This window comes from Pyxidicoccus caerfyrddinensis, assembly GCF_010894405.1.
Taxonomy (GTDB): Bacteria; Myxococcota; Myxococcia; order Myxococcales; family Myxococcaceae; genus Myxococcus; species Myxococcus caerfyrddinensis.
In genome coordinates, this window is record NZ_JAAIYA010000038.1 from 22,724 (window position 1) to 46,408 (window position 23,685).

General features: G+C 71.3%; 18 protein-coding genes. 11 read left to right on the forward strand and 7 right to left on the reverse strand.

Annotation, left to right across the window (positions count from 1 at the left end; translation table 11 throughout):
• The 8 genes from G4D86_RS47895 (at window position 1) to G4D86_RS47925 (ending at window position 8,572) form a co-directional block, all read left to right on the forward strand.
• Window positions 1-348 (forward strand): DUF3703 domain-containing protein, encoded by a 348-nt coding sequence (locus G4D86_RS47895; RefSeq protein WP_205520383.1) that lies wholly within the window; start codon window positions 1-3, stop codon window positions 346-348.
• A gap of 98 nt (window positions 349-446) precedes the next feature.
• Entirely contained in the window at window positions 447-1,052 is a 606-nt protein-coding gene (locus G4D86_RS47900) for a hypothetical protein (protein WP_164002255.1), read from the forward strand.
• Window positions 1,049-2,611, forward strand: a complete 1,563-nt coding sequence (locus G4D86_RS47905) for a GMC family oxidoreductase (protein ID WP_164002256.1) — start codon at window positions 1,049-1,051, stop codon at window positions 2,609-2,611. The genes G4D86_RS47900 and G4D86_RS47905 overlap by 4 nt, the downstream gene beginning before the upstream one ends.
• A 191-nt stretch (window positions 2,612-2,802) precedes the next feature.
• Window positions 2,803-5,577 (forward strand): M16 family metallopeptidase, encoded by a 2,775-nt coding sequence (locus G4D86_RS47910; RefSeq protein ID WP_164002257.1) that lies wholly within the window; start codon window positions 2,803-2,805, stop codon window positions 5,575-5,577.
• Between the two features lie 127 nt (window positions 5,578-5,704).
• Window positions 5,705-6,577, forward strand: coding sequence for a KPN_02809 family neutral zinc metallopeptidase (gene ypfJ / locus G4D86_RS47915; protein WP_164002258.1), 873 nt, complete (start codon window positions 5,705-5,707; stop codon window positions 6,575-6,577).
• Between the two features lie 91 nt (window positions 6,578-6,668).
• Window positions 6,669-7,574, forward strand: a complete 906-nt coding sequence (locus G4D86_RS47920) for a hypothetical protein (protein ID WP_164002259.1) — start codon at window positions 6,669-6,671, stop codon at window positions 7,572-7,574.
• 123 nt (window positions 7,575-7,697) lie between these two features.
• A complete protein-coding gene (locus tag G4D86_RS54080; protein ID WP_256445442.1) occupies window positions 7,698-7,829 on the forward strand; it encodes a hypothetical protein in 132 nt (43 codons plus the stop codon).
• Window positions 7,826-8,572 (forward strand): helix-turn-helix domain-containing protein, encoded by a 747-nt coding sequence (locus G4D86_RS47925; protein ID WP_205520384.1) that lies wholly within the window; start codon window positions 7,826-7,828, stop codon window positions 8,570-8,572. The genes G4D86_RS54080 and G4D86_RS47925 overlap by 4 nt, the downstream gene beginning before the upstream one ends.
• Before the next feature lie 10 nt (window positions 8,573-8,582).
• On the opposite strand, the gene G4D86_RS47930 is transcribed toward G4D86_RS47925, so the two are convergent.
• From G4D86_RS47930 to G4D86_RS47940, 3 genes are all read right to left on the reverse strand, one after another.
• On the reverse strand, window positions 8,583-9,044 hold the full coding sequence (locus G4D86_RS47930; RefSeq protein ID WP_240360891.1) for a hypothetical protein: 462 nt from the start codon (window positions 9,042-9,044) through the stop codon (window positions 8,583-8,585).
• A 522-nt stretch (window positions 9,045-9,566) separates the two neighbouring features.
• Window positions 9,567-9,908: a hypothetical protein gene (locus G4D86_RS47935; RefSeq protein WP_164002261.1), complete on the reverse strand. Its 342-nt coding sequence runs from the start codon at window positions 9,906-9,908 to the stop codon at window positions 9,567-9,569.
• Between the two features lie 18 nt (window positions 9,909-9,926).
• Window positions 9,927-13,610 (reverse strand): VIT domain-containing protein, encoded by a 3,684-nt coding sequence (locus G4D86_RS47940; RefSeq protein WP_164002262.1) that lies wholly within the window; start codon window positions 13,608-13,610, stop codon window positions 9,927-9,929.
• Between the two features lie 158 nt (window positions 13,611-13,768).
• On the opposite strand from G4D86_RS47940, the gene G4D86_RS47945 reads away from it, so the two are divergent.
• On the forward strand, window positions 13,769-15,625 hold the full coding sequence (locus tag G4D86_RS47945) for a glycoside hydrolase family 15 protein (protein ID WP_164002263.1): 1,857 nt from the start codon (window positions 13,769-13,771) through the stop codon (window positions 15,623-15,625).
• 27 nt (window positions 15,626-15,652) lie between these two features.
• Here the strand turns inward: G4D86_RS47945 and G4D86_RS47950 are convergent, their stop codons facing one another.
• Entirely contained in the window at window positions 15,653-17,764 is a 2,112-nt protein-coding gene (locus tag G4D86_RS47950; RefSeq protein ID WP_240360892.1) for a S9 family peptidase, read from the reverse strand.
• Window positions 17,765-17,845: 81 nt separating this feature from the next.
• Complete coding sequence (locus tag G4D86_RS47955) at window positions 17,846-18,232, reverse strand: hypothetical protein (protein WP_164002264.1); 387 nt, start codon at window positions 18,230-18,232, stop codon at window positions 17,846-17,848.
• Window positions 18,233-18,296: 64 nt separating this feature from the next.
• Between G4D86_RS47955 and G4D86_RS47960 the strand changes: the two genes are divergently transcribed.
• A complete protein-coding gene (locus G4D86_RS47960; RefSeq protein ID WP_164002265.1) occupies window positions 18,297-18,485 on the forward strand; it encodes a hypothetical protein in 189 nt (62 codons plus the stop codon).
• Between the two features lie 7 nt (window positions 18,486-18,492).
• Here the strand turns inward: G4D86_RS47960 and G4D86_RS47965 are convergent, their stop codons facing one another.
• Entirely contained in the window at window positions 18,493-19,782 is a 1,290-nt protein-coding gene (locus G4D86_RS47965; protein ID WP_164002266.1) for an MFS transporter, read from the reverse strand.
• A 258-nt stretch (window positions 19,783-20,040) separates the two neighbouring features.
• Between G4D86_RS47965 and G4D86_RS47970 the strand changes: the two genes are divergently transcribed.
• Window positions 20,041-23,034: a CBM96 family carbohydrate-binding protein gene (locus G4D86_RS47970; protein WP_240360893.1), complete on the forward strand. Its 2,994-nt coding sequence runs from the start codon at window positions 20,041-20,043 to the stop codon at window positions 23,032-23,034.
• 48 nt (window positions 23,035-23,082) lie between these two features.
• On the opposite strand, the gene G4D86_RS53570 is transcribed toward G4D86_RS47970, so the two are convergent.
• On the reverse strand, window positions 23,083-23,679 hold the full coding sequence (locus G4D86_RS53570; RefSeq protein WP_164002267.1) for a hypothetical protein: 597 nt from the start codon (window positions 23,677-23,679) through the stop codon (window positions 23,083-23,085).
• Window positions 23,680-23,685 lie beyond the last annotated feature (6 nt).

The following is a 23,685-nucleotide window of genomic DNA, read 5'->3' on the forward strand; positions in this document are numbered from 1 at the left end:
ATGCCCATGAAGCCGAAGCTGCGCGCCGCCTTCGAGGCGGAGCTGCTCGAAGCCCTCCAGTCCGAGGCACGCCAGGACTCGCCGAGCGCCTGGCGCCACCTGGAACGGGCCCACGTGTTGAGCCAGGCCTACGCGGGGCCGCATGTCCGCGTGCACTGCCGGATGTTCGCCTTCGGGTGGCGGCGCCGCGACATGCGCGAGCTGGCGGGACAGTTCGCGCGCATCCTGGTCGCCGGGCCGGGCTCGTGGCTGGGCCGGGCGCCGCTCGGCAACACCGGTGGCGCCAACGTGGGCATCCTCACGCCCATGCCCATCCCGGACGACTTGCGGGTGTTGCTGGACGCGTGAGGTCGACTGTCAGCTACAGGGGCCCTCCGCGCCGCCGTCTGTCCGAGCACGGAAGGGCACGATAGGCTTCGCAACCGGCGTCGGAACCGGAGGATGGAATGGACGTGTCGATGACCCGCCGGGGACTCCTCAAGCGCGGGCTCTTCGGAGGCGCCCTGCTGGCGCTGGGAGGCAGCGCCCTGCTGGCCTCGCGCGAGGGGCTGTCCCTGTCTCCGCCTCCGGAGGGACTCCAGGTGCTGGGCCCTCGCGAGTACGCCACGCTCCAGGCGCTGGCGCGGCGGGCCTTTCCGGGGCGCCCGGGCTGGCCGGACGCGGACACGGCGCGCGTGGCTTTCACGGCGGACAGGCTGCTCGCGCGAGGAGACGCCTCCGTGGCGAAGGAGGTGCGGGAGTTGCTGGGCCTCTTCGACAACGCGCTCGCGGGCTTCCTCTTCAACGGCCGCGTCACTCCCTTCTCCCGGCTGTCCCCCGAAGCGCAGGACGCGGCCTTCGAGGACTGGCGCACCTCGCGCCTGCTGCTGCGGCGCACCGGGCACCATGCCCTGCGCACGCTGGTGTACAGCGCCTACTACCTGCACCCGGCGGCGGTGGCGGCCTCGGGCTACACCATCCCCGAGGGCTTCCATGATGCGAACGCAGTGGCCTGGAAGGGTGAGGGTCCCCGCCCCGCGCCGCTGACGCAGAAGGAGGGCTCCACGCCATGAGCGGCCGAATCTTCACGGGAGACGAGCTCACCGAGGACCGCACCATCACCTGTGACGTGTGCATCGTGGGCAGCGGCGCGGGCGGCGGCGTGCTGGGCCACGAGCTGACGCGGCGTGGCCTGGACGTGGTGATGTTGGAGGAGGGGGGCTACCGCACCCGCCGCGACTTCGACATGAAGGAGTCCACGGCGTACCCGGCCCTGTACCAGGAGATGGCCAACCGGGCGACGGACGACCTGGCCATCAGCATCCTCCAGGGCCGCACCGTGGGCGGCGGCACCACAGTCAACTGGTGCGCCAGCTTCCGCACCCCGCCGGAAATCCTCCACCGCTGGCGCGACATCCACGGCGTGCAGGGACTGGACGAGAACACGCTGGCCCCGCACTGGGACTGGCTGGAAGAGCGGCTGCACATCCGCGACTGGCCCATTGAAAGGGCCAATCGCAACAACCAGCTCTTGTGGGAGGGACTGGGGAAGCTCGGCTACAGCCGGGGCACGGTGAAGCGCAACGTGAAGAACTGCGCGGCCCTGGGCGCCTGTGGGCTGGGCTGCCCCACGGACGCGAAGCAGTCCACGCTGGTGACGCTGATTCCGGACGCGGTGGAGCAGGGGATGCGCCTGTTCGCCAACGTCAGCGCTCGCAAGCTGGAGCTGGATGGCATGCGCGTGGTGTCGGTGCACGCGGACGTGCTGGACCCGCGCACGGACCGGCCCACGGGCCGGCGCCTCACGGTGAAGCCGAAGGTGACGGCGGTGTGCGGCGGGGCCATCAACTCGCCGGCGCTGCTGTTGCGCAGTGGGCTCACCGCGCGGGGGCTCGTGGGCAAGCGCTTCTTCCTGCACCCGGTGGTCGTCTCCACGGCCCGCTTCCGCGAGCGGGTGGAGGCCTTCTACGGCGCGCCGCTCAGCGTCTACTCGCGCCAGTTCATCGACCGGGGGCCGGGGAAGCTGGGCTGGCTCATCGAGGTGCCACCCATCCACCCCGTCCTCGCCTCGGTGACGATGCCGGGCTTCGGTGCGGCCCATCAGGACCTGATGGCGCGATTGCCGTATGCCAATGCGGTCATCTCCATCACCCTGGACGGCGTGCACCCCGGGGACGAGGGCGGCACGGTGGGACTGCGCGGCGAGGGCGAGTACACGCGGCTGAAGGTGGACTACCCGCTCACCGACTTCCACTGGGAGGGTTTCCGAGAAGCACTGAAGGTGGCCGCGCGCCTGCAATTCGCCGCGGGCGCGGAGCAGGTGCTCAGCCCGCACTCGTCGCCGGTGGTGATGCACGGCGAGAAGGACGTGGCGCTGCTGGATAGGGCGCCCTACGCGCCGCTGTTGTGCCGCGTGGCCAGCGCGCACCAGATGGGCGGCTGTGCCATGGGCGGCAGCGCGAAGACGAGCGTGGTGGACAGCACGCTGCGCTACTGGGACGCGGACAACCTCTTCGTGGTGGACGGCTCGGTGTTCCCCACCGCGCTGGGCGTCAATCCCATGGAGACCATCCTCGGCCTCGCGCACTGGGGCAGCCAGCATGTCGCCAACGCGGTGAGCGGGCGCTCCTGAGACTCCGGGCCTCTTGGCCCGGCCCTCCCGTTGGTGCTAATTGCCCGTCCCCATGTCTGTCCTTGGCGCTGAAGTCTGAGCAGCTGTCAGGCTTTGCCGTTCTTGGCGGGCTGAAGCGAATCATTGTCACCCGGGGGAGGCATGGGGCCGAGTGGACCCGTCATGCTGCTCCCGGGTTCTGCCGGAGCACCATGAACGCCAGAAGCCGTCTCCAGACCCGCCGGCCCCGCGCCGTCACGGGCGCCCTCGTCCTGCTCGCCCTGTTGCTGGGGGCGTGCACCACGCTGCCTATCCGGGGGCAGGTGGTGATGCGCGACGTGTCCTTCCCGCTGCGCGACTTCCGCATGCCCTCGGGGCTGCGCGTGGTGGTGGAGGAGGACCGCCGCTCGCCGGTGGTGGCGGTGGTGGCCGTCGTCGGCGTGGGTGGCTCCAGCGACCCGAGCGGCAAGGAGGGCCTGGCGCACGTGGTGGAGCACCTGACCTTCCGCTCCCGCCATGCGGGCGGCCCGTCCATCCAGTCGCGGCTGGAAGCGGCGGGCGTGGGCCACTCCAACGCGTCCACCAGTCTGGACTACACGGCCTACGAGGCGCTCGCGGCCCGCGAAGCGCTGCCCGCGCTGCTGAAGATGCACGGCCAGTGGCTGGCGTCGCCCGTCGCGGGCATCACCCCGGAGGTGTTCGCGGTGGAGCGCGAGGTGGTGCGCAACGAATTGCGCCAGCGCAACGAGACGGGCTACGTGGGGCAGGTCTTCAGCTGGATGAACGCGGCCTCCTTCCCGGCGGACCATCCCTACGCGCGGCCCCTCATCGGCACGCACTCCACGCTGACCGCGCTCACGCTGGCGGACGCGCAGCGCTTCGCGCGCGCCCACTACCGTCCGGACAACGTGACGCTGGTCATCTCCGGTGACGTGGACCTCGCCGCCGTGGAGCCGCTGCTGCGCGAGAGCCTCCCCGCCGCGTGGGTGGGCTCCGGCGCGCCGCTGGCCGTGGAGCCGCGCCTGCCCGTGAAGGTGGCCGAGCCTCCGCTCACCCCCGCGCCGAAGTCGCTGCCGGAGTACGCGGCGGCGGTACCGTCGCCCGAGCTGTACCTGTCGTGGGTGCTGCCTCGCGGCTTCGACGAGCAGGGCGCCGTGCAGGAGTTCGTCCGCGCCAGCCTCGACCGGAACCTCTGGGACGCGGTGCGCAACGACGGCGACATCGTCGGCATCAGCACGGGCCTGGTGCCCGGCACGCGCGCGTCGCTGCTCGTGGTGCGGGTGCAGCTCAGTCGCGGGGACCACCCCCAGCGCTCGGCGGAGAAGGTGCTGGACCAGGTCCACCAGGCCTGGTCCGGAGTCGGGCAGGAAGTGCAGGCCGCGGAGGCCGCGCAGGTGCTCGGCAAGGAGGCCGACTTCCAGGCCGCGCGCCGCAACGTCGTCACCGGCATGGTGCTGGAGTCGGAGAACCTCCTGTCGCGCACCCTGCGCCGCGCGCTGCTCACCCACTTCACGCTCGACGTGCGCTCCTACACGCGCTCGCAGATGGCGCTGATGGCGCTCGGCGGCAGCCAGGTGACGGACTTCGCGTACACCTGGCTGCAGCGGGACCGGGCGCGCATCATGCTCGTGCGCCCCGGTGAGAGCGGGACGGCGGTGGCCGAGGCCGGCGCCACGCAGCTCCCGGCGCAGCCCGAGCCCACGGCGCCCGTGGAGCGCGCCACGCCGTCCATGGTGACGGCCCTCTCCGCGCCGGTGCACATGCTCAAGCTGGACAACGGCATGGAGGTGTTGCTCGCCCCGCGCCCGGGCCTGCCGGTGGTGCGGGTGGGCGCCGCGATGGGTGGAGGCTCCGCATACGGGGCGAAGCCCGGCGTGGCGGAACTGGCCGGCGCTGGCTCGTTCCGCGAGTCCTGGTTCGAGGGCCGTCCCAGCGACTGGGGCCTGTGGGACTCCAGCTCGCTCCAGAGAGACCATGTCCGCGTCGAGCTGTCCGGCACCGCCGGCAACGTGGGCAACATGCTGGCGATGCTCGCCGAGCAGCTCTCCTCCGTGCGCACGTCCGAGGACGTCGTGCGCTTCCTGCGCGAGCAGGTCCTGCCGTGGCACGCCGCCGTGGATGGCCGTCCCGAGGTGCAGGCCCACCGCGCCCTGCTGGGCGCGCTCTACGGTACGCACCCCTACGCCCACGAGGCGACGGGCGCGGAGATGGCCCAGGTGTCCTGGTCGGATGCCCAGGACTGGATTGAAGACGTGTACCGGCCCGGTAACACGGTGGTGGTCATCGCGGGCGAGTTCGACGTGAAGGAAGTGGAGGCGCTGGCGCGCAAGTACCTTGGTGGCTGGAGCCGGGGGACGCCTCAGCCGGTGGACCTGGCGGCGGCACCGGCGCTGCCCGCGGCCTCCGCGCGTCCCAACGTCCTGCTCACCCCGCGCCCGGGCGCCACCCAGGGCCAGGTCCACATGGCGTGCCGGCTGCCGGCGGCCACGCCCGAGGCCGAGGCGCGCTACTCGATGATGGCGGAGTTGATGGAGGTGCAGGCCTGGCACGACATGCGCTCCCAGCGCGGCGCCTCCTACGGCTTCCAGTCCAGCACCTGGCTGGGGCGCGGTGGGGCGGCGCACCTGATGGTGGAGGGCATGGTGGACGCGCGGCGCATGAGCGAGGGCGTGGGCTCGGTGCGCCAGGCCCTGGCCGCGTTCGCGAAGACGGTGTCGGCGCGGGACTTGGAGCAGGCCCGCTCGCGGCTGCTCGCGCGGCAGGCGGTGTCCTTCATCTCCACGTCGGCCTGGGTGGACGCGCTGCTGGACACGCGCGTGCGGGGCTTCACGCCCGACGCGCTGGCGCAGCGGCCCGCGCACCTCCAGGCGGTGACGTCCGAGGCGCTCCAGCGCGAGTTCGCTGGCTGCCTCGAGCGGCTGGTGGTGGCTGTCACGGCCGACGAGGGCCAGGGCAAGGCCGCGCTCCAGGCCCTGTCGCAGCCGTAGCCTCCGCCGCGCCCGCCTCCTCGCCTGGTGTCCGTTCATCCTGTCGAGGGGGTGAGGGCGCGGCCGCTACACCCTGGAGGACTGCCTACCTTCCCACCACCAAGGAATCCTCAGGAGGGGTGGCCGCATGAGATGGCAGGGGGGACGTCGCAGCTCGAACATCGAGGACCGGCGGGGCAGTGGGTTGGGCCGTCCGCTGGCGGTGGGCGGTGGCATAGGCTCCATCGTGGTGGCGCTGCTGGTGATGCTGCTCGGCGGAGACCCCTCGGACGTGCTCAACGGCGGGGAGCAGGGGACGACCGCGGGCACCGGCGGCTCCGGGCAGGCGGTGGACCCGCGGCAGGACCCGATGAAGGACTTCGTGGCCGTCATCCTGGCGGACACCGAAGACACCTGGCCCGGCCTCCTGAAGCCCGTGGGCGTGACGTACCAACAGCCGCACCTGGTGCTCTTCTCGGACATGGTGCAGTCCGCGTGCGGCACGCAGGAGGCCGCGGTGGGGCCCTTCTATTGCCCGCCGGACCAGCGCGTGTACCTGGACCTCAACTTCTTCGACGAGCTGGACCGCCGCTTCGGCGCCCCGGGTGACTTCGCGCAGGCCTACGTGGTGGCGCACGAGGTGGGGCACCACGTGCAGAACCTGCTGGGCATCTCCGACCAGGTGCACTCGCAGCGCAGCCGGATGTCCGAGCGCGATGCCAACGCCCTGTCCGTGCTGACCGAGCTGCAGGCGGACTGCTTCGCCGGCATCTGGGCCCACCACGCGCAGAAGCAGCGCAAGGTGCTGGAGGAGGGCGACGTGGAGGAGGGCCTGGGCGCGGCGACGGCCATCGGCGATGACACGCTCCAGCGCCGCGCGCGGGGCCGTGTCGTCCCCGAGTCCTTCACCCACGGCTCCTCCGCGCAGCGCGTGTCCTGGTTCCGCCGGGGACTGGAGCAGGGCACGCTCGAGGCGTGTGACACCTTCAACGACGGCGCCGCCGGCACGCGCGGCCGCTAAAGGCCCCGGGCCGGATGGCGTTTTCATTCCCCTCCAGGCTTGAATGGCGGGTTGCGGGCCCCAGGTCCGCACCCACCACGCCGGAGGGGACATGTCAGCACCCAGGGCCCTGTTGTCCGCGGCACTCGCCGCCAGTCTCCTCTTCGCTCCCGGCGCGGAGGCGCGCTTCGGCAAGCGCACCTCGTCGGACTCGTCGAAGGAAGAGTCCCACGAGGCCACCGCCATCGGTGCCGATGAAGACAAGGACGACGACGACGATGACGACGAGCCCTCGAAGGCCCAGGACTCCCAGTCGTCGGACTCGGACGGCGGCGGGTGCTGTGGCGGGGCGGCGTCGAGTCTCGGTGAGGAAATCCTGGGGAGCCTGTTCCGGGTGATGCTGGAGGGGCTCGTCTACGTCATCGCCACCAATGGCACGCACCTGGACGGGGAGCCGAATCCCGACTCGGAGGTGAGCCAGTCGCGCCGGCACGCCGCGCCGCTGTCCATGCGCATGGGGGTGCAGGGCGTGATGCCGGGAGAAGGCGCGAGCGCCCTGGACATGTACTTCGGCATGGAGGAGCGCCGCTTCGGTGTGGCGGCGAACGTGCTCCGGCTGGAATTGCCCACCGACGACGGGACGGAGGGCGTGGACCGGCTCACGCTGGTGGAGGCACACGTGAGTCATGCGTTCTACGTCCACCCGCGAGCCCGCGTCCGCGCCGAGGCGGGTGTGAGCACCGCGCGAGCGCCGGACGTCACCCTGGTGGGGCCCAGCGTGGCGGTCTCCGTCGAGGCCTGCCTGCTGGGACCGCTGGACGTGGAGGCCCGGGCTCAGCTCACGCCGCTGCCCTACCGGCAGGTCGACGGCACGGCCGGCCTCGCCCTGCACCTGGGCGGCTTCGTGCTGCGCGGGGGCTGGCGCGGCCTCTTCCTGGACGACCTGGGCGTGGTGGACGGCATCTCCCACCAGGACCGCCTGCACGGCCCCTACCTTGGCGCGGGCTTCGCCTTCTGAGCGTCCCCCCGGGGACTTCGCGGGAGGGGTGCACTTTCCGTTGCCTTGACGGTTCGTCCGCCATAACGGATATTCCAGTCATCCGTTTTGACGGATATCCGTCCGGTAACAAAGAGGGCACCCATGAGCGCAGCCGTCATCGACCTGCAGGACTTCCGCAAGAAGCGCGAGGCCGAGCAGTGTCAGATGATGCGCCCCGCGCCGGTCCGGCCCTGGATGCCCGTCTGGGTGTGGGTAGTAGTCTGGCCGGTATGAAGTCGGTTCGGGAGAACACGGGTCGGCGGGGCTCGGACGCTTCGGAGCGCAGGCGGCGCGAAGCGCGGGAGCCAGGCGCGGAGTCCACTCCACCGGCCGAGTCAGCGCCCCCTTCCCAGGACGCCGCCGCGGACACGGAGAAGGCGTGGTCCTACGAGGTGGCGCACCCCGACACGGACCAGGACCTGGCGCCCATCGTGGGGAAGAACCTACGCCGGCTGCGCAGCCAGCGCGGCCTGTCGCTGGAGCGGCTGGCGAAGGCGTCTGGCGTCAGCCGGGCCATGCTGGGACAGATTGAGCTGGGGCAGAGCGCGCCCACCATCAACGTGCTGTGGAAGATTGCCCGCGCGTTGGACCTGCCGTTCTCCGCGCTCATCAGCATGACGGGCGGCGCGGGCACGCGGCTGATGCGGGCGCGGGAGGCCAAGCGGCTCACCTCGCACGACGGGCGCTTCGCGTCCCGGGCGCTCTTCCCGTTCGACGAGCCCCGGCGCGTGGAGTTCTACGAGCTGCAGCTCAAGGGCCACAGCGAGGAGCGCGCCGAGCCGCATCCTCCGGGCACGCTGGAGAACCTCATCGTCACGCGGGGCACGCTGGAGATGGAGGTCGGCACGGAGCGCCACCTGCTCGCCGCGGGTGACGCCATCCTGTTCGAGGCCGACAAGCCCCACGTCTACCGCAACGTGGGGCCGGACGACGTGCAGATGTACCTGGTGATGACGTACGCCGAGGAAGTGGGCTGAGGCGCGCGCTCTAGCGGGCGGTGCCCATCAGCATCGGCATGCCGTTGCACATCATCATCACCGGCGCGCCCATGGTCATCATGGCGTTCATGGCGTCACAGCACTCCTTCACCATCGCCATGTCCTGACCTTCCATCGGCATCATCTTGCACACCATGCCGTCCTTGCCCATCTCGCACGTCATCCGGACCATCATCGGCGCCATCTGACGCATCATCATGGGCATCATCATCGGCATCCCCATGCCCATGGGGTTCATGCCCATGCCGCCCATCATCATCGGGTTCATCGGCATGCCCATGCCGCCCATCATCATCGGGTTCATCGGCATGCCCATGCCCATCATCGGGTTCATGCCCATGCCGCCCATCATCATCGGGTTCATCGGCATGCCCATCATCATCGGGTTCATGCCCATCATCGGCATGGAGGGGGCGGAGTTCGTCGGCATCGGGTTCGGGGCGGCCATCATGGATGCTCCATGTTCGGGTGGGCGTGAGGCGGGTGCGTACGGCAGTGCCCGTGGAATAGAGGCTCGCGGCCGCGAACGAAATGTGGCGGGAGGGCATGCGTGCGTTTTCCTCCGAGGCAACGGAGGACCGGCTCGCCGTGACGGACGCGCTGCCGTGTGGAGCGGACGGCTCTCCGCTGGCGCGGAGGAAGTGTCCTCCGTGTCACGTCGGTGTGGGTGACGGCCTCCGACGGAATCCGGACAGCGGCCTCGTCCTCAGGTGAGGCGCTCGACGGGGACGAGCAGCACCTCGCGCAGCCGCCAGTCCAGGCGCTTGAGGTCCTCGGCGGCATTGCTGAGGCGGGCGACGAGCTCCGGCCCGTGCTCGCGCGCATGAATCTTGGCGTCAGCGAATTCCTGTGGGCTACGCGAGCACGGGTGTGGTGCGCCTCGATACGGGGCAGGGCCACATGGTGGAGTACGCGCCGCCAGCGTCAGGTGGGGCTGTCGAAGTCAGCGAAAGCGACTTCGAGGAGGCCCTGGTCAGGGAATCCGCCCCTTCACCTTCCACCACAGCAACCCGATGAACGACTCCGGCAGCGGCTCGGGAGGCGTCATCGCTTCATCCTCATCCCCCCGCCGTGTCGCCGGAGGCAGGGCCCGCCTGGGCGCCGGCAGTGGCAGCGGCTCGGAGCTGTGCAGCCCCCGCTCCGCCCGCTCCAGCGCCTCGGAGAAGGACCTCCGCCCGGCCTCACGCGTGTCGATGGCCGAGACTCCGGACACCCGCTCCGGAGCATGGATGCGGGGAACGGCATCCGCGCCCTCGACGCGGCGGATGCCCTTCACTCCGCCGATGGGTCCTCGGGACTTCCGTCCGTAGCTCATCGCGGACCTTCCTCCACCTCACTGCGGGGACTGCGTGGACACCGTGTCCTTCGAGCGCGCCACCAATTCCTCACGGCGCAGCAGCAGGCGCGCGTTGTCCTTCGGCAGGATGCGCAGCTGGAAGCGCCGCCGGTTCGAGTCCTCCTCGCCGAACACGCCCCTGTCACTCACGAGCAGCAGCGCCGTGGGCACCACGAACCGCGACGACCGGTTGCCGTAGTAGTGCACCACCACGTGGTACGGCCCCGGCGCCGCCTTGCGCGAGTGGTACAGCTCCGGCCCCAGTCCATCCGTGATGTCCCAGAAGAGCTTCCCGCCCAGCCGCGTCTCCTTGTGCTGGTAGAAGCAGCGCTCGCCATTCGGCTCGATGACCCACAGGTCGATGTCCGTGCTGTCCGAGTTCCAGTGCGTCGTGAGCTGGTAGTCGATGGGGGACACGGAGATGAGCCCGGCCACGTCCTCGTCGTCGTACTTCCCCGGCTTCTCGGACAGCTCGCTCAGCCGGGCCCGCAGCACGGCGGCCACGCCCTCCGCGCGCGGGTGACGCGCCAGCGACCACAGCATCCGCGCGTAGTGGTACGACGCCACGACGCGCAGCTCGGACGTGTGCCGCGCCCAGCCGCGGGCAAGCACGATTTCATAGTTCCGCGCCGCCTCCGCGTACCGGCCCGCCGCGTCCAGCGCGAGCGCCTCCTCCAGGAAGGCCTGTCCCTCGAACGGGCGGTTGAGCCGCACATGCTCGAACAGCTCCGCGGCCGCGGGATACTGCCCCATCGCCAGCAGTCCGTAGCCCACCAGCCGCAGCGCCTCCGCGTCCTTCGGGCGCAGCTCCACCGGAGAGGACAGCGCCCGCACCGCACCCCACGTGTCGCCCGAGAAGGCCCGCTTGCGCGCCACCGCCTCGTACACCATGACGTCATCCTTGTTGGCGCGGCGGGCCTGCCGGTACGCCAGCTCCGCCTGGAGCCGCTCCTCGCCACCGGCGTAGGGGTCCTCGCGCAAGGGCTGGCGCTTCAGCAGCGCGGACAGCGCCGTGCGCTTCTCCGTCAGCCCGCGCACGACGTCCTGCCCGGACTTCGGCACCTCATCCAGGGCAATCCCCTGGAGCTTGTCCCTCCGCTGGTCCTCCTCCTTCCGGCGCAGGGCTTCCAAATCATTCAGCTCCACGCGCTCGTCGCGGATGGCGTAGCGCGTGTAGTCGGACTCGGACTCCAGCACGAGCATGGAGGCGCGGGCATTGGCCAGCCGGTAGTGCTGGCTGAGCGCCACCACCATCCGGTCCAACCGCTCGTCGTCCAGGGACACCAGCCTTGCGACGAACAGCTCCGCCCACGCGCGCGGGGCGAAGGGGCTCTCCTCGTCGCGGGGCAGGGGAACGCGCAGGACGCGCTCTTCGCCATTGGCGCGTGTCACCACCTCCATCTCGGCGGCGCCGTCCTCGGGGAGCCGCCCGGCCACCTGCAGCTCCTGCCCGGGGAAGACGAGATGCGGCCGTCCCGCGACCACCAGGTCCTTCACCGCCGCGCCCTTCACCTCCACGCGCTCCAGCACCACGGCGGCGGCGCGGTGCGCCCGGGCCGCCGCATCCACCTCGGAGCCGGAGAGCACGTTCACCACGCGGCCGCCGCTGGAGCGGGCCAGCGCGTCGAACAGCTCGGCATTCACCGCGGCCTCGCCGAAGCGGTACGTCACCCAGCGCAGCGACTCGGCGCTGGGGTGCTTGGAGATGAGCGACTCCACGTTGCTCTGCCCCCAGGTGACGTTGCCGTCCGACAGGAGGAACGCCGTCACCTTGCCGCCGGGCTGCGCGGGCTTCAGCCACTCGCTGCCGGCGCGGTCCAGCTCCGCCAGCACGCCGTCCACGTGGGAGGCGCCCTCGAGGAAGATGCGCTCCAGCTCGGCGAAGGTCTCCTTCCGGTGGCCGGCGTCATTGGTGCGCCAGCCCGTCCCGTGCAGCCAGCGCGGGCGCACGTCGAAGAGGAGGACGGCGTACTCCTGGAGCGTCGGGTCCTTCTCCAGCAGGGCGCGCAGGGTGGCCGCCTGGAGTGCCCACGCATTGCCGTCCTCGATGGACAGCGACGTGTCCACCACCAGCACCGCGCGTCCGGTGGGAGGCCCTTCTGCCTCCGAGGTGAGCCGCGCCGGCAGTCGCACGCGCGCGTGGAAGGCCTGGCCCGGCAGGCCCGCCACGTCGCGGCCCACGAGCACGTCCGCCTCCGCGCGCTTCGGGGTGAGCGCCGCCGCGAGCGCTCCGTCCCCTTGCAGCTTCGCGAAGTCATACGTCCGCCACGGGCCCAGGGTGCGCGGCGCAACGCCTTCCGGCTGCACCGTCACCGAGTCCGCCTGGCGCGGGTCCACGTGGAGGCGCGCGGACACCTGGACGTCCTTGCCGGCGCCCACGGGCAGCGGCCACGTGTAGCGCAGGTTCTTCCCGTCGAAGATGAGCGTCTGCTCGTAGGCGATGACCACGCGCTTGAGCGACTTCGGCGGCAGGGGGAAGACGCGGGCACTGAAGGTGGAGGCGCCCGCCCACTCCAGCAGCGCGGGGTCCACGTTGCGGCGGACAATCTCCTCATAGACTTCACGAGCGCGCTTCTGCTCGACGACGCGAGCCTCCTGGCGCTCGCCCCAGGAGCGCTTCGCCCCCTTCGGGCTGGGCGGCGCGGAGGCACCCAGCTCTTCCACGCGCGCCGAGTCGTCACCCAGCGGCGGCAGCAGGTCCGACGACTGGAAGAGGGAAGGCGCGTTGACGGCGACCGAGCCGGAGTAGAGCGCGAAGCCGGCCACCGCCGCGCCGCCGGGGAGAGGGTAGTAGAAGGTGCCTTCGAGGTTGCGGTTGGTGTCGTTCTCGAAGAGGTGGTCCACCACGGTGCGGGCGCGGGCGCCCTGGATGTACGTCACCACGCGGACGGCGCGCGTCTTGAGCGGCTGGTAGCGGCCGGCCTCGTCCATGACGAGCACCTTCGCCGCCCGGGGCGCCGCCTCCACCTTGGGCAGCACGGGAGTGGGGAGGTCCTCGGCGTCATCGGGAGCGTTCTTCGAAGGCTTGGCCGCGGAGGCGCCTCCGCCCTTGATGATCTGAATGACTTCCCGGCGCTTCTGCTGGAGCTGCCTGGGCGCGCCCGTGGAGGCGGGCTGTTCCCCGACCACCCCGCCGAGCACGCCCCCCACGACGCCGCCCACCACGCCCCCAACGACTCCGCCCTCGACGACACCGTCGTCGGAGGGCTCCGAGGGGCGCGGCGCGGCCGCCGGGGCCGGCGGGGGGCTCTCGACCGCTACCGCCAATGGCTCGGCCTCCGTCTCGGGCAGTTGCTCTTCCCCATCCTCGATCCTCGACCCTTGACGCTGCTGCCTCGCCTGCATTTCCCGTTCGGAAAGCGCGGCGCGGAGCCGCTGCTCCTCATGCTGTTCCCCGGAGCCTCCGGACTGGAGCAGCTTCGCGAGCTGCTCCTCGCTGAGCACCTGCGGGTCCGCCACGGAGTCGCGCAATTCCGCGAGGTCGACCGCGCCCGTGTCGGGCTGTCCCGGAACCGTGGTGGGGGCCACGAGCCCGGCCTTCTCGAAGGGAGGCGTCAGCGCGGCCCGGGCAGGTGCCTCCGGTTGCGGTGCGGCGGGAGGCTTCGAGGTCGAGTCGCGGTTGCAGCCCGCCACGACGAGGCACGTCAGCAGCACGGCGGTAGAGAAGCGCGTGAGGTGCATGGTGGAGGACGTTAACCCAACGCCCTTCGCCCCGTCGCCTGCCCCCCGGACGGGCACTCCAGGCCCGGTCCGCGCGCCCGGTGGTGCTTGTGACCCGGCCCTCGCATCCCAACCGTGAGCAGACAGAGAACTCCAACGACGGGACGCCAGCGCACCGCATGAGCACGCTCTCCATCAGCGACTACGCCCTGCTGTCGGACTGCCGCACGGCGGCACTGGTGAGCCGGATGGGCTCGGTGGACTGGCTCTGCTTCCCCCGCTTCGACGGGCCCTCCGTCTTCGGCCGGCTCCTCGACGCGAAGGCGGGCCACTTCTCGCTGCGCCCCGAGGGCGAGGCCCGCGCCACCCGCCGCTACCGCGAGCAGACGCTCGTGCTGGAGACCACCTTCCATACGCCGACGGGCACGGTGGTGCTGCGGGACGCCCTGGCGATGGGCAGCAACGAGCGCGGGCACGAGCTGGGCCGCGCCTCTCCCGGGGTGCTGCTGCGCCACGTCACGTGCACGCAAGGCGAAGTCACGCTCGCGCTCGAGCTGAGCGCCAGGCCGGAGTACGGGCTCATCTCCCCGTCCCTCCGCCCGAAGGAGGGCGGTGTGGAGTGCCGGGGTGGGGCGGAGGCGCTGCTGCTCGCCTCGGCGGTACCGCTGCGCCTGGAGGGCTCTGACGTGCGGGCCACCTTCGCGCTGCGCGCCGGCGAGTCCACGGGCTTCGCGGTGCAGCATCAGCTCACGTGGTCGGAGCCGGTGGCGCTGTGGACGCAGGAGAAGATTGCCCGCCGCCTGGAGGACACGACGGAGACCTGGCGCTCTTGGTCCGACGAGCACCAGGGCTACGAGGGCCCGTGGCGCGAGCTCGTCCACCATAGCGGCCGCGTGCTGCAGGGCCTTACCTTCCAGCCCACGGGCGCCATCATCGCCGCGCCCACCACGTCGTTGCCGGAGGAGCTGGGCGGCGTGCGCAACTGGGACTACCGCTACACCTGGATGCGCGACGCCAGCTTCACCCTGGACGCGCTCTGGGTGGCGGCCTGTCCGGACGAGGCGGAGCGCTACTTCCAATTCCTCGCGGAGGCGGCGCAGTCGCAGCTCGCCAGCGGCCAGGAGCTGCAGGCCATGTTCGGCGTCGGCGGCGAGCACGACCTCACCGAGCGCAAGCTGTGCCATCTCTCCGGCTGGCGCGGCAGCGCGCCGGTGCGCGTGGGCAACGACGCCTGGTCGCAACGCCAGCTCGACGTCTACGGCGAGGTGCTGAGCTCCGCGCACCGGCTGGAGGACATGCTGGAGAAGACGGACGGCACCTTCCGTCGCTTCCTGGTGGACGCCGCGGAGATGGCGGCGAAGCGGTGGAGGGAGGAGGACCAGGGCCTCTGGGAGATGCGCTGCGAGCCGCGCCACTACGTCCACTCCAAGCTGATGTGCTGGGTGGCGCTGGACAGGGCCATTCGCCTGGCGGAGCGACTGGACGCCGGGGACCGCGTGGAGCGCTGGCGCCGCACGCGCGACGACATCCGCCGGGCGCTGCTGGAGGAAGGCTGGAACGAGGAGGTGGGCGCCTTCACGCAGGCGTTCGGCTCGGACGTGCTGGACGCCGCGTGCCTGATGATTCCCATCGTCGGCTTCCTGCCCGCGGACGACCCTCGCGTGCGCTCCACCGTGCGGGCCATCCAGGAGCACCTCACGGACCGCAACGGGCTCGTCCACCGCTACCGCATGGATGACGGGGTGGAGGGCAAGGAGGGTGCATTCCTGCTGTGCACCTTCTGGCTCGCGCAGGTGCAGGCGATGGCGGGCGAATTGGAGGCGGCCACCGTCACCTTCACCCGCGCCGCGTCCTTCGCCAACGACGTGGGCCTGTTGGCGGAGGAGGTGGATGAAGAGCGGCGGGTGTTGCTCGGCAACTACCCGCAGGCCTTCAGCCACGTGGGGCTGGTGAACGCGGCCTGGGCCATCTCCCAGGCGCGTGCGCGCCCCGGCCGGCCCGACGCGTCGGCCGATGCGGCACCCGCGGCGGGCTGAGCGCCACGGAGCGAGAACGCGGCGTCGCTACCTCGCGCCCACCTTCGAGGCGGGCGCCGCGTGGGCCTCCAGGAAGCGGGCCGCGCGGGAGATGAACTCGATGAGGTTCTCCTTGCGCGCGAGCGAGTGGCCCTCGTTGTCGGCCACCATGTACTCGACGGGCACCTTGCGCTCGCGCAGGGCGCGGACGATGAGGTCCGACTCGCTGCGGGGCACGCGCGGGTCATTGGCGCCCGCGTAGACGAAGAGCGGGTCGACGATGCGGTCCACGTCCTTGAGCGGGGAGATGGACTCCATGAAGGCGGCGTCCTTGTCCGGGTCGCCGAACTCCACCAGGAAGATTTCGCGGATGAAGCCGCTGGTGGTGGCCATGAACGTCTTCAGGTCCGCCACGCCGAACAGGTCCACGCCCGCGCGCCACAGGTCCGGCATACGGGTGAGGCCCACCAGCACGGTGTAGCCGCCATAGCTGCCGCCGAAGATGATGACGCGGTCCGGGTCCGCCCAGGGCTGGGACGCCGCCCAACGGCCAGTGGCCTCGATGTCCTTGAACGCGGCGAGGCGCGCTGGCCCGTTGTCCCCCTCCTCGAACGCGCGACCGAAGCCGTCGGAGCCGCGCACGTTCGGCTCCACCCAGGCGTAACCCTGTGCCAGGAAGAACGCGGTCATCGGCGACCAGCGAATCTGCGAGGCCCCTGAAGGCCCACCGTGGTAGCTGACGATGACCGGCAGCTTCCCGGTGCGCTGCTTCGGCAGGTAGACGTTGACGGGCAGCTCCAGCCCGTCATGCGCGCGCACGGAAGAGATGCTCACTTCGATGGCCGGCACCTCCTTCAAGGACGGGCGCGGCTCGCGGCGCAGTGGTGACACCTTGCCCGTCTTCGTGTCCACCACCCAGACGTCGGTGGGCGTGGTGGGCGTGGACCAGGTGGCGGTGAGGCGCCGGCCGTCCTCGGAGAACTTCCCCAGACTGCCCTGGCCCAGCGGCATGGTGATGCGGGCGCGGGGCTTCAGCGTGCGCGCATCCAGCAGCCGGACCTCGCTCCGGTTTCCTGCCCCGAGAGAGAGGCCGACGAGGCCGCCCACCTTGGAGACCTCGACGCTGTTGATGAGCGCGGTGGCGGGGGCCTTCTCCACGTACCGCGCCTTCTCCTCGCCGCTCTCTGCGTCGAGCGCCAGCAGCCACGCCTGCTCACCGCCGCCGTCGGTGGCCACGTACACCGTCTTCCCGTCCGGGGAGAAGCGGGCGTCGAAGACGGCCACCTTGCCCTCGCGCGGGTAGAGCGGCCGCGTCTGGCCGGACGCGAGGTCCACGCGCACGAGGTAGTTCTCGGAGCGCGACGGGTAGCGCACATAGAGGCCCGCCCTGCCGTCGCGGCTCACGTCGGTGAGGAAGCCCGGCAGGTCGTCGCGGTACACCTCTCGGGACGCGCCGCCAGAGGCGGGCACTGCGTACAACGCGGTCTCCGCGGCATTCATGGGCCGGCCGCTGAAGTACACGGTGTCCGGCGCCAGGTCGGGCACGAGCGCGTTGTCGCGGTTGAGCTTCTCGCCCGCGGTGAGCTCCACCGGCACTGAGCCGTCCAGCCCCACCTTCCAGATGGACCAGTTCTCGTCCGCGCCGGTGTCGGAGAGGAACACCAGCGAGCGGCCATCCGGCGTCGTCGTGACCTGGGACACGCGCTCGCCCCACTCGAAGAGGCGCTTCGCGGGCGCGTCGGGGCGCCGGGCGTCGGCCACGTAGATCTGGGGCAGGCCGTCGCGGCTGGAAATGAAGAGGGCCTGCTTGCCGTCGCGGGTGAGCTGGGGCTCCATGTTGATGAAGGCGTCCACCAGCGGCGTCACCTTGCGCGCCAGTTCGGCGATGCGCGCCGCGTCCGCACCGGAGGGCACGTCCGGCGCCACCTTCTCCGGCTTCACCGCCGCATCCGCGGGAGCGGGAGCCCCGGACGTCGCGGGCCCGGCGTTGGCCTGCGTGCCGTCAGTGGGAGGGGCACCCGGCATGCCCGTCGCGCCGGCCGGGGTGGTGGCGTCCGGAGCGGTGGCGGTGGGAGGAGGGGTTTCCGACGGCGGCTGCGGCTGCGGAGAGCTCGCGCAGGCGGACAGCAGCGTGACGAGTGCGAACAGGAAGGAGCGCATGGCGCTGCAAGCTATAGCGCTGCTCTGGCGGGCTGCATTCCGGCGTGTCGGGCGTCTGTCATGCCCCGCACAGGGCCGCGCTCAATCCAGGTAGCCCCAGCGGTCCTCCTCGAGGACGTAGAAGGGGCGGCCGAAGGGAATCACCTCCGTCCAGCCCAGCACGTGCCGCGTCGAGTCGCCGTTCGGCTCGTAGGTGAAGCCGAAGTGCGGCCCGTCGTACTTCGCGCGGGGGAGCTCCGACAGGAAGCCGGGGACCAGCTCCTCCAGCGTGGCGGGGAACCGGCCGTGCTTCGCCTGGAAGGCCCGGCAGGCGGCGATGAGGACGTCCGCGTTCTTCCGGGCCCGCTCGCTCCCCGCGCGGTCGGGACGGAGGACGACGTACAACATCACCAGTCCACCGGCGACATTCCCCACGAGCTGTCGCGTGGTGGCGAGGAGCCGGTGGACGGCTCCCTTCTTCGTGGACATGCGTGCCCTCCGGCGCGAGTCCTCATCTTCCCACGGCTGACTATCTTCGCTGAAGGGAGGACTCATGCCGGACATCGACGAACGCCGGCGCATGGGCGAGCCAGAAGAGGACGTGCTGGAGCGCCAGGGCGCCTACGAGGAAGAAGTGCCTGGCCACACGCCGGGCTGTGCCGAGGGCGACGACGAGGAGGCGCCGCACCGGACGCATCCCTGGCCGGACCCGGACAAGACGCCGGGGCGTGCGGAGGGCTGAGCGCGGGTCAGCTCTCCCGGGGGCCGGTGCGCTCCGCCGCGATGTCCATCCCCCTGGCCACCTCCGGGATGATGCCCAGCCGCTGGTAGATGGGGCGCACATGCTCGCGCAGCGAAGGCAGCTTCATCCGGAACCACGCCGCGCCCAGCAGGCACATGGCGCCCCCGATGGCGAGCGTCCGCGGAGCGCCCAGGTTCGTGGCCAGCACACCCGCCAGGAGGCTCCCGAAGGGCGCGGTGCCCATGAAGGCCATGGCGTAGAAGCTCATCACCCGGCCGCGCATCCGCTCCTCGACGATGGTCTGCAGCACGGTGTTGCTCGACGCCGTCGTCACCATCATCCCGAAGCCGCACAGCACCATCGTCACCATCGACAGGGCCATGTACCGCGACGCGGAGAAGGCCATCAGCCCCGCGCCGAAGAGCAGGGTGGTGGTGAAGATGACGCCGCCCAGCCCGCGCACGGAGCGCCGGGACGCCAGGAACAGCGCGCCCGTCAGCGCGCCCAGGCCTGACGCGGCCATCAGGAAGCCCAGCGTGTTGGGCCCGCCGTGCAGCACCTGGGACGCCATCACCGGCATCAGCGTGGTGAGGGGCATCCCCATCAGGCTCACCACGGCGATGAGCCCCAGCAGGGTGCGGATGGGCGGGAAGTGGAAGGCGTGCTGGAAGCCCTCCTTCAACTCCGTGAGGACGTGCTGCGGGCCATGCGTGCGGGCGCGCGGGGTGATGCGCATGGCCAGCAGCGAGGCAATCACCGCCAGGTAGCTGAAGGCGTCGATGAGGAAGCAGCCGCCCTCTCCCAGGACGGCGATGAGCGCGCCCGCCACGGACGGGCCCAGCAGCCGCGCCCCGTTGAACATGGACGAGTTGAGGGCGATGGCGTTGGGCAGGTCCGCGCGGTCCTCCACCATCTCCACCACGAAGGACTGCCGCGCCGGCATGTCGAAGGCGTTGATGAGCCCCTGGAGCACCATCAACGCGCCGACATGCCACACGGCGATGTGGCCGCTGAGCGCGAGCACCGCGAGCGCGAGCGACTGGAGCATCGCCAGCACCTGCGTCACCACCAGCACCCGGTGCCGGTTCCACCGGTCCACCAGGACGCCCGCGAGCGGGCCCAGGAGGAAGGTGGGAATCTGCCCGCAGAAGCCGATGACCCCCAGCAGCAGCGCCGAGCCGGTGAGCCGGTACACGAGCCAGGCGGTCGCCACCCGCGTGAGCCACGTGCCGATGAGCGACACGCTCTGCCCCGCGAAGAAGAGCCGGTAGTTGCGGTGGGACAGGGCCCGGAGCATGAACCGCCACCCTCCGCGTGGGCGCGGCGCGTCGGACGCTCGCTCCTCCATGATTAAGCGCCTGCTCCTTCCTGGGTGTCCGCGTGACGGGGGCCTGCCGCACGGCGTGCTGCTGGAAACCTGGGCACCGGGGGGCGGGAGCCGCCATCGCCTGCCTGGAGGGCAGGCAGCCGTGACTCCGCCGGGCGCCGCTCCTTCCCCGGGCTGGCGCACCTGTTGCTCACCTGCCGCTTCCGTGGGGCCAGAGGGAGGAAGCGTGTGAGAAGGTGGACAGGCGCGGTGGTGGGGTGGGGCATGGGTGTGGCGCTCGCGGTCCTCGCAGGGTGCGGCACAACCCACGATGAGGCAACGGATTCCACAGCGGAGCCCGAAAACGCGGGCGCGAAGGAAGCGCCGCTGACGACGCAGACGGTGACGGTGGCGGCCGCCGCGGATGCGCACGTGGTGGCGACGGCGCCAACGACGAGCTACGGCTCCTCGTCCACGCTGGAGGTGGACCTCGCGCCCGAGTCCCAGGCGTACCTCAAGTTCCTCGTGCCGGATTTGCCGGGGACGGTGACGTCGGCGCGGCTGCGCCTGTACGCGCTGGACGGCTCCTCGGACGGGCCCTCCGTGTATGACCCGCCGGGCGTCCGCGAGTGGAACGAGACGGTGACGTGGAACACCCGCCCGCAGTGGAACGGCTGGGGCGTCGCGAGCGCGGGGCCCGTGGCCAGCGGCACCTGGATGGAGCTCGATGTCTCGGGCATGTACATCTCCGAGAACGGCTGGGTCGAAATCTACATGTCCGCGGACAGCACGGACGGCGTGACGCTGGCCTCCAGCGAGCACCCCGACGCGACGCTCCGTCCGCAGCTCGTCCTCACGGTGGAGTCCGCCGAGGACCACCCGACGCCCGCCCCCGCGCCGCTGCCGGTGTCCGGCGCCCCCGTGAGCTTCTCGCCGAGCGCGGACACGTACGTCTCCGCGGACAACGCGGCCTCCTCCAGCGGTGGCGCCTCCACGTCGCTCCTCGCGGACAACTCGCCGCAGCAGGAGGTGCACCTGCGCTTCACGGTGCAGGGGCTGACGGAGACGGTGCAGCGCGCGGTGCTGCGCGTGTACGCCAGCGCGGGCACCGATGACGGCCCGGCGGTGTACGCGACGCAGGGGAGCTGGAGCGAGGGAAGCGTCACCTGGAACACCCGCCCCGCGAAGGTGGGCGCGGCGCTGGACGACTCGCAGGCCATCGCCGCGGGCGCGTACGTGGACTACGACGTGACGGACCTCGTACGTGGCAACGGTGACTACACGCTCGGGCTCTACGGGACGTCCACCGACGGGGTGACATTCCTCTCGCGCGAGAGCACGGACACCTCGCGCCGCCCGAAGCTCCTCGTCTGGGCGGGCGCGCCCCGGGCCGCGCCCACGGATGCGTGCCTGACGCGCACGGAGCTCTTCTCCTCCGGGACGGGTACGGCGCAGGACACGTACGCCGACGAGGGTACGCCGGACATGAAGTTCCACCACCAGGCAGCGCTACGGGTGGACTCGGAGCCGCGCGCGGAGAGCTTCCTCGACTTCGACGTGCAGCTGGGCGCCGGCCAGGTGCGCCGCGTGCTGCTGCGCCTGTACTCGGTGGACGGGACGGGCAATGGGCCGAGGCTGTTCCGCGCGGCGCCCTTCGACGCGGCGGCGACGGACTGGAACCACCGCCCCGCGGTGACGGGGAGCGCCCTCGGGGACCTGGGCGCCGTCGCCCGCGACGCGTGGGTGGAGTACGACGTGACGGACGTGGTGACGGCGTCCGGTCGCTACACCTTCGCGCTGCTGCCGGACAGCACGGACGGGGCGCGCTTCGTCTCGTCGGAGGCGCAGGAGAAGGGCATCATCTCCGGCGCGCCCCAGCTCGTCGTCGTCTACGAGACGGCCGCGTTCTGCTCGTACCGGGGCACGAAGCCCTCGGGCACCACGGCGTGGGTGCGGCAGTCGGGCGGCCCGCTCGCGGAGCGCTCCGTCCACATTGCCCCGGTGCCGGGCGGGGGCTTCGCGGCCCTGAGCACGGTGGAGCAGACGCCGGGCGCGCCCTATTACTCCGAGCAGACGGACGTCATCACCCTCCACCGCGCGGACGGGAGCGTGGCGTGGACGCGCTCCTTCGCGCAGGCGGGGGTCGAGCTGAGCCGGGTGACGGTGACGGCGCTGGGCAACGTCCTGGTGGCGGGCAGCTACTCCGGCGCGCCGGACCTGGGGAAGGGCGCGCTGCCGCAGGGCTCGGGCATGGTGGTGGTGAAGCTCACGCCGTCGGGCGCGGTGGACTGGACGCGCGGCTTCACGGCGTGGTTCGACACCTCCGAGGGGCGCCAGGACAATCCGATGACCGTGTATGACCTGGCCACGGACGCGCACGGCAGCGCCATCGTCGTGGGCACGTTCTGGGGCTACACGGACTTCGGCGCCGGCCCGGTGTACTCGGGCAAGGCGTACCCGTACGACGACGAGTACCCGAACTCCTTCGTCCTGAAGCTCCAGTGGGACGGCGCGTACCTCTGGTCCCACACGCTGGTGGGCAGCGGCCTGCGCGGGACGCAGGCGACGAGCGTCGCCGTGGACGCCGCGGAGAGCGTCACCGTCGGTGGCTGGTCCGGCGGCGACACGGACTTCGGCGCGGGCGCCATCCCCGGGCGCGGTCCCTTCGTGGCGCGCTGGACGGCAGTCGGTGCGCACGCCTGGTCTCGCGTCCTCCCGGTGCAGTGGAGCAGCCTGACGGGCGTGGGCGTGCTGCCGGACGGCCGCGTCGCCTTCGCCGCCGACTTCGGGGGCCGCTTCACGTTCGCCGGCCAGGAGTACGCCAGCAGCGACCCGGACGACTACGAGGGCGGCCCGCGCGACGGCCTGCTGGGGCTGCTCTCCAGCACGGGCGCGGACCTCTCGCTGCGCCAGTTCCCCGGGCACTTCTTCCACGACCTCGTCGTGGACGCGGCGGGCACCCTCCTCACCTCGCAGGCGGGCGGTGGCAGCGAGTTGGGGCTGGGGACCGTGGGCCCGGCTTCCACCGAACCGGACCGTCCGACGGTGGCGGCGTTCGGCTCGGACCTGGGGACGCGCTGGGTGCGTGTCTTCGATGCGCTGGGCTACCGGCTCCAGCTCGCGGCCACGCAGGACGGCGTCGTGGCGTCCGGGGACTTCACCGGCCCGTTCGAGCTGGACGGCACCTGGTACACGCCGCTGTCGCGGCGCTCGGACCTGGTGCGCCTCAAGCTGAAGCCGTAGTCAGCTTCGCGCGGGGCCGGGCACTGGCCGGCCTTGCGCGAGGGGGCTTCACCAGTTGATGAGATAGGCGCAGGTGGCCGCGCCTTTCAGCCGGCAGTCCTGGTGCGGGCCATGCGTGAGGGTGGCCTTGGGCTCGAAGCGCTGGGCCATGCCCCGGATGAGCCCCACGTTGAAGCGGCACGGATAGAGGTCGCTACACACCACGAGGGCCTCGTTCTTCCCGGCCACGGGCTGGTAGCTGACGTGCCCGATTCCCTCCGTCATCTCCCCCGTCGCCGGATTGAACATGGGCTTGCCGTCCAGGCGGTGGTTCATGTGGTAGGCGACGTCGATGCCCGCGAGCGCCGAGTGGATGTCGCGGATGTTCGACGGGAACTCCGCGAACTGGGGAATCGTCGAGCCCACCTTCTCCAGGCCGCGTCCGCCGAGCAGCGTCTCGATCTTCTTGTAGACGGGCATGTAGTTCTCGAGCGGGTACCAGGCCGTCGGGTCCACGACGGGCTTGCCCTGGGCGTCGCGCGTCTGGATCTTCATCGTCTTCATCAACTCCTCGACGAGGACGGAGAAGCCCTTGACGGCGTCGACGATGGAGATGGTGCTCGAGCCGCTGACGGAAAGCCGGCTCAGGGATACGTAGTCTGTCATGGGAGC

Excerpts from the sequence above, each read along its gene's own strand:
- G4D86_RS47940 (WP_164002262.1), bottom strand. The coding sequence starts at position 13,610 with ATGCACCTCACGCGCTTCTCTACCGCCGTGCTGCTGACGTGCCTCGTC.
- G4D86_RS47965 (WP_164002266.1), bottom strand. The coding sequence starts at position 19,782 with ATGCTCCGGGCCCTGTCCCACCGCAACTACCGGCTCTTCTTCGCGGGG.
- G4D86_RS47900 (WP_164002255.1), top strand. The coding sequence starts at position 447 with ATGGACGTGTCGATGACCCGCCGGGGACTCCTCAAGCGCGGGCTCTTC.
- G4D86_RS54080 (WP_256445442.1), top strand. The coding sequence starts at position 7,698 with ATGAGCGCAGCCGTCATCGACCTGCAGGACTTCCGCAAGAAGCGCGAG.
- G4D86_RS47955 (WP_164002264.1), bottom strand. The coding sequence starts at position 18,232 with ATGTCCACGAAGAAGGGAGCCGTCCACCGGCTCCTCGCCACCACGCGA.
- G4D86_RS47930 (WP_240360891.1), bottom strand. The coding sequence starts at position 9,044 with ATGATGGCCGCCCCGAACCCGATGCCGACGAACTCCGCCCCCTCCATG.
- G4D86_RS47925 (WP_205520384.1), top strand. The coding sequence starts at position 7,826 with ATGAAGTCGGTTCGGGAGAACACGGGTCGGCGGGGCTCGGACGCTTCG.
- G4D86_RS47945 (WP_164002263.1), top strand. The coding sequence starts at position 13,769 with ATGAGCACGCTCTCCATCAGCGACTACGCCCTGCTGTCGGACTGCCGC.
- G4D86_RS47920 (WP_164002259.1), top strand. The coding sequence starts at position 6,669 with ATGTCAGCACCCAGGGCCCTGTTGTCCGCGGCACTCGCCGCCAGTCTC.
- G4D86_RS47905 (WP_164002256.1), top strand. The coding sequence starts at position 1,049 with ATGAGCGGCCGAATCTTCACGGGAGACGAGCTCACCGAGGACCGCACC.
- ypfJ (WP_164002258.1), top strand. The coding sequence starts at position 5,705 with ATGAGATGGCAGGGGGGACGTCGCAGCTCGAACATCGAGGACCGGCGG.
- G4D86_RS47910 (WP_164002257.1), top strand. The coding sequence starts at position 2,803 with ATGAACGCCAGAAGCCGTCTCCAGACCCGCCGGCCCCGCGCCGTCACG.
- G4D86_RS47935 (WP_164002261.1), bottom strand. The coding sequence starts at position 9,908 with ATGAGCTACGGACGGAAGTCCCGAGGACCCATCGGCGGAGTGAAGGGC.
- G4D86_RS47950 (WP_240360892.1), bottom strand. The coding sequence starts at position 17,764 with ATGCGCTCCTTCCTGTTCGCACTCGTCACGCTGCTGTCCGCCTGCGCG.
- G4D86_RS53570 (WP_164002267.1), bottom strand. The coding sequence starts at position 23,679 with ATGACAGACTACGTATCCCTGAGCCGGCTTTCCGTCAGCGGCTCGAGC.
- G4D86_RS47895 (WP_205520383.1), top strand. The coding sequence starts at position 1 with ATGCCCATGAAGCCGAAGCTGCGCGCCGCCTTCGAGGCGGAGCTGCTC.
- G4D86_RS47960 (WP_164002265.1), top strand. The coding sequence starts at position 18,297 with ATGCCGGACATCGACGAACGCCGGCGCATGGGCGAGCCAGAAGAGGAC.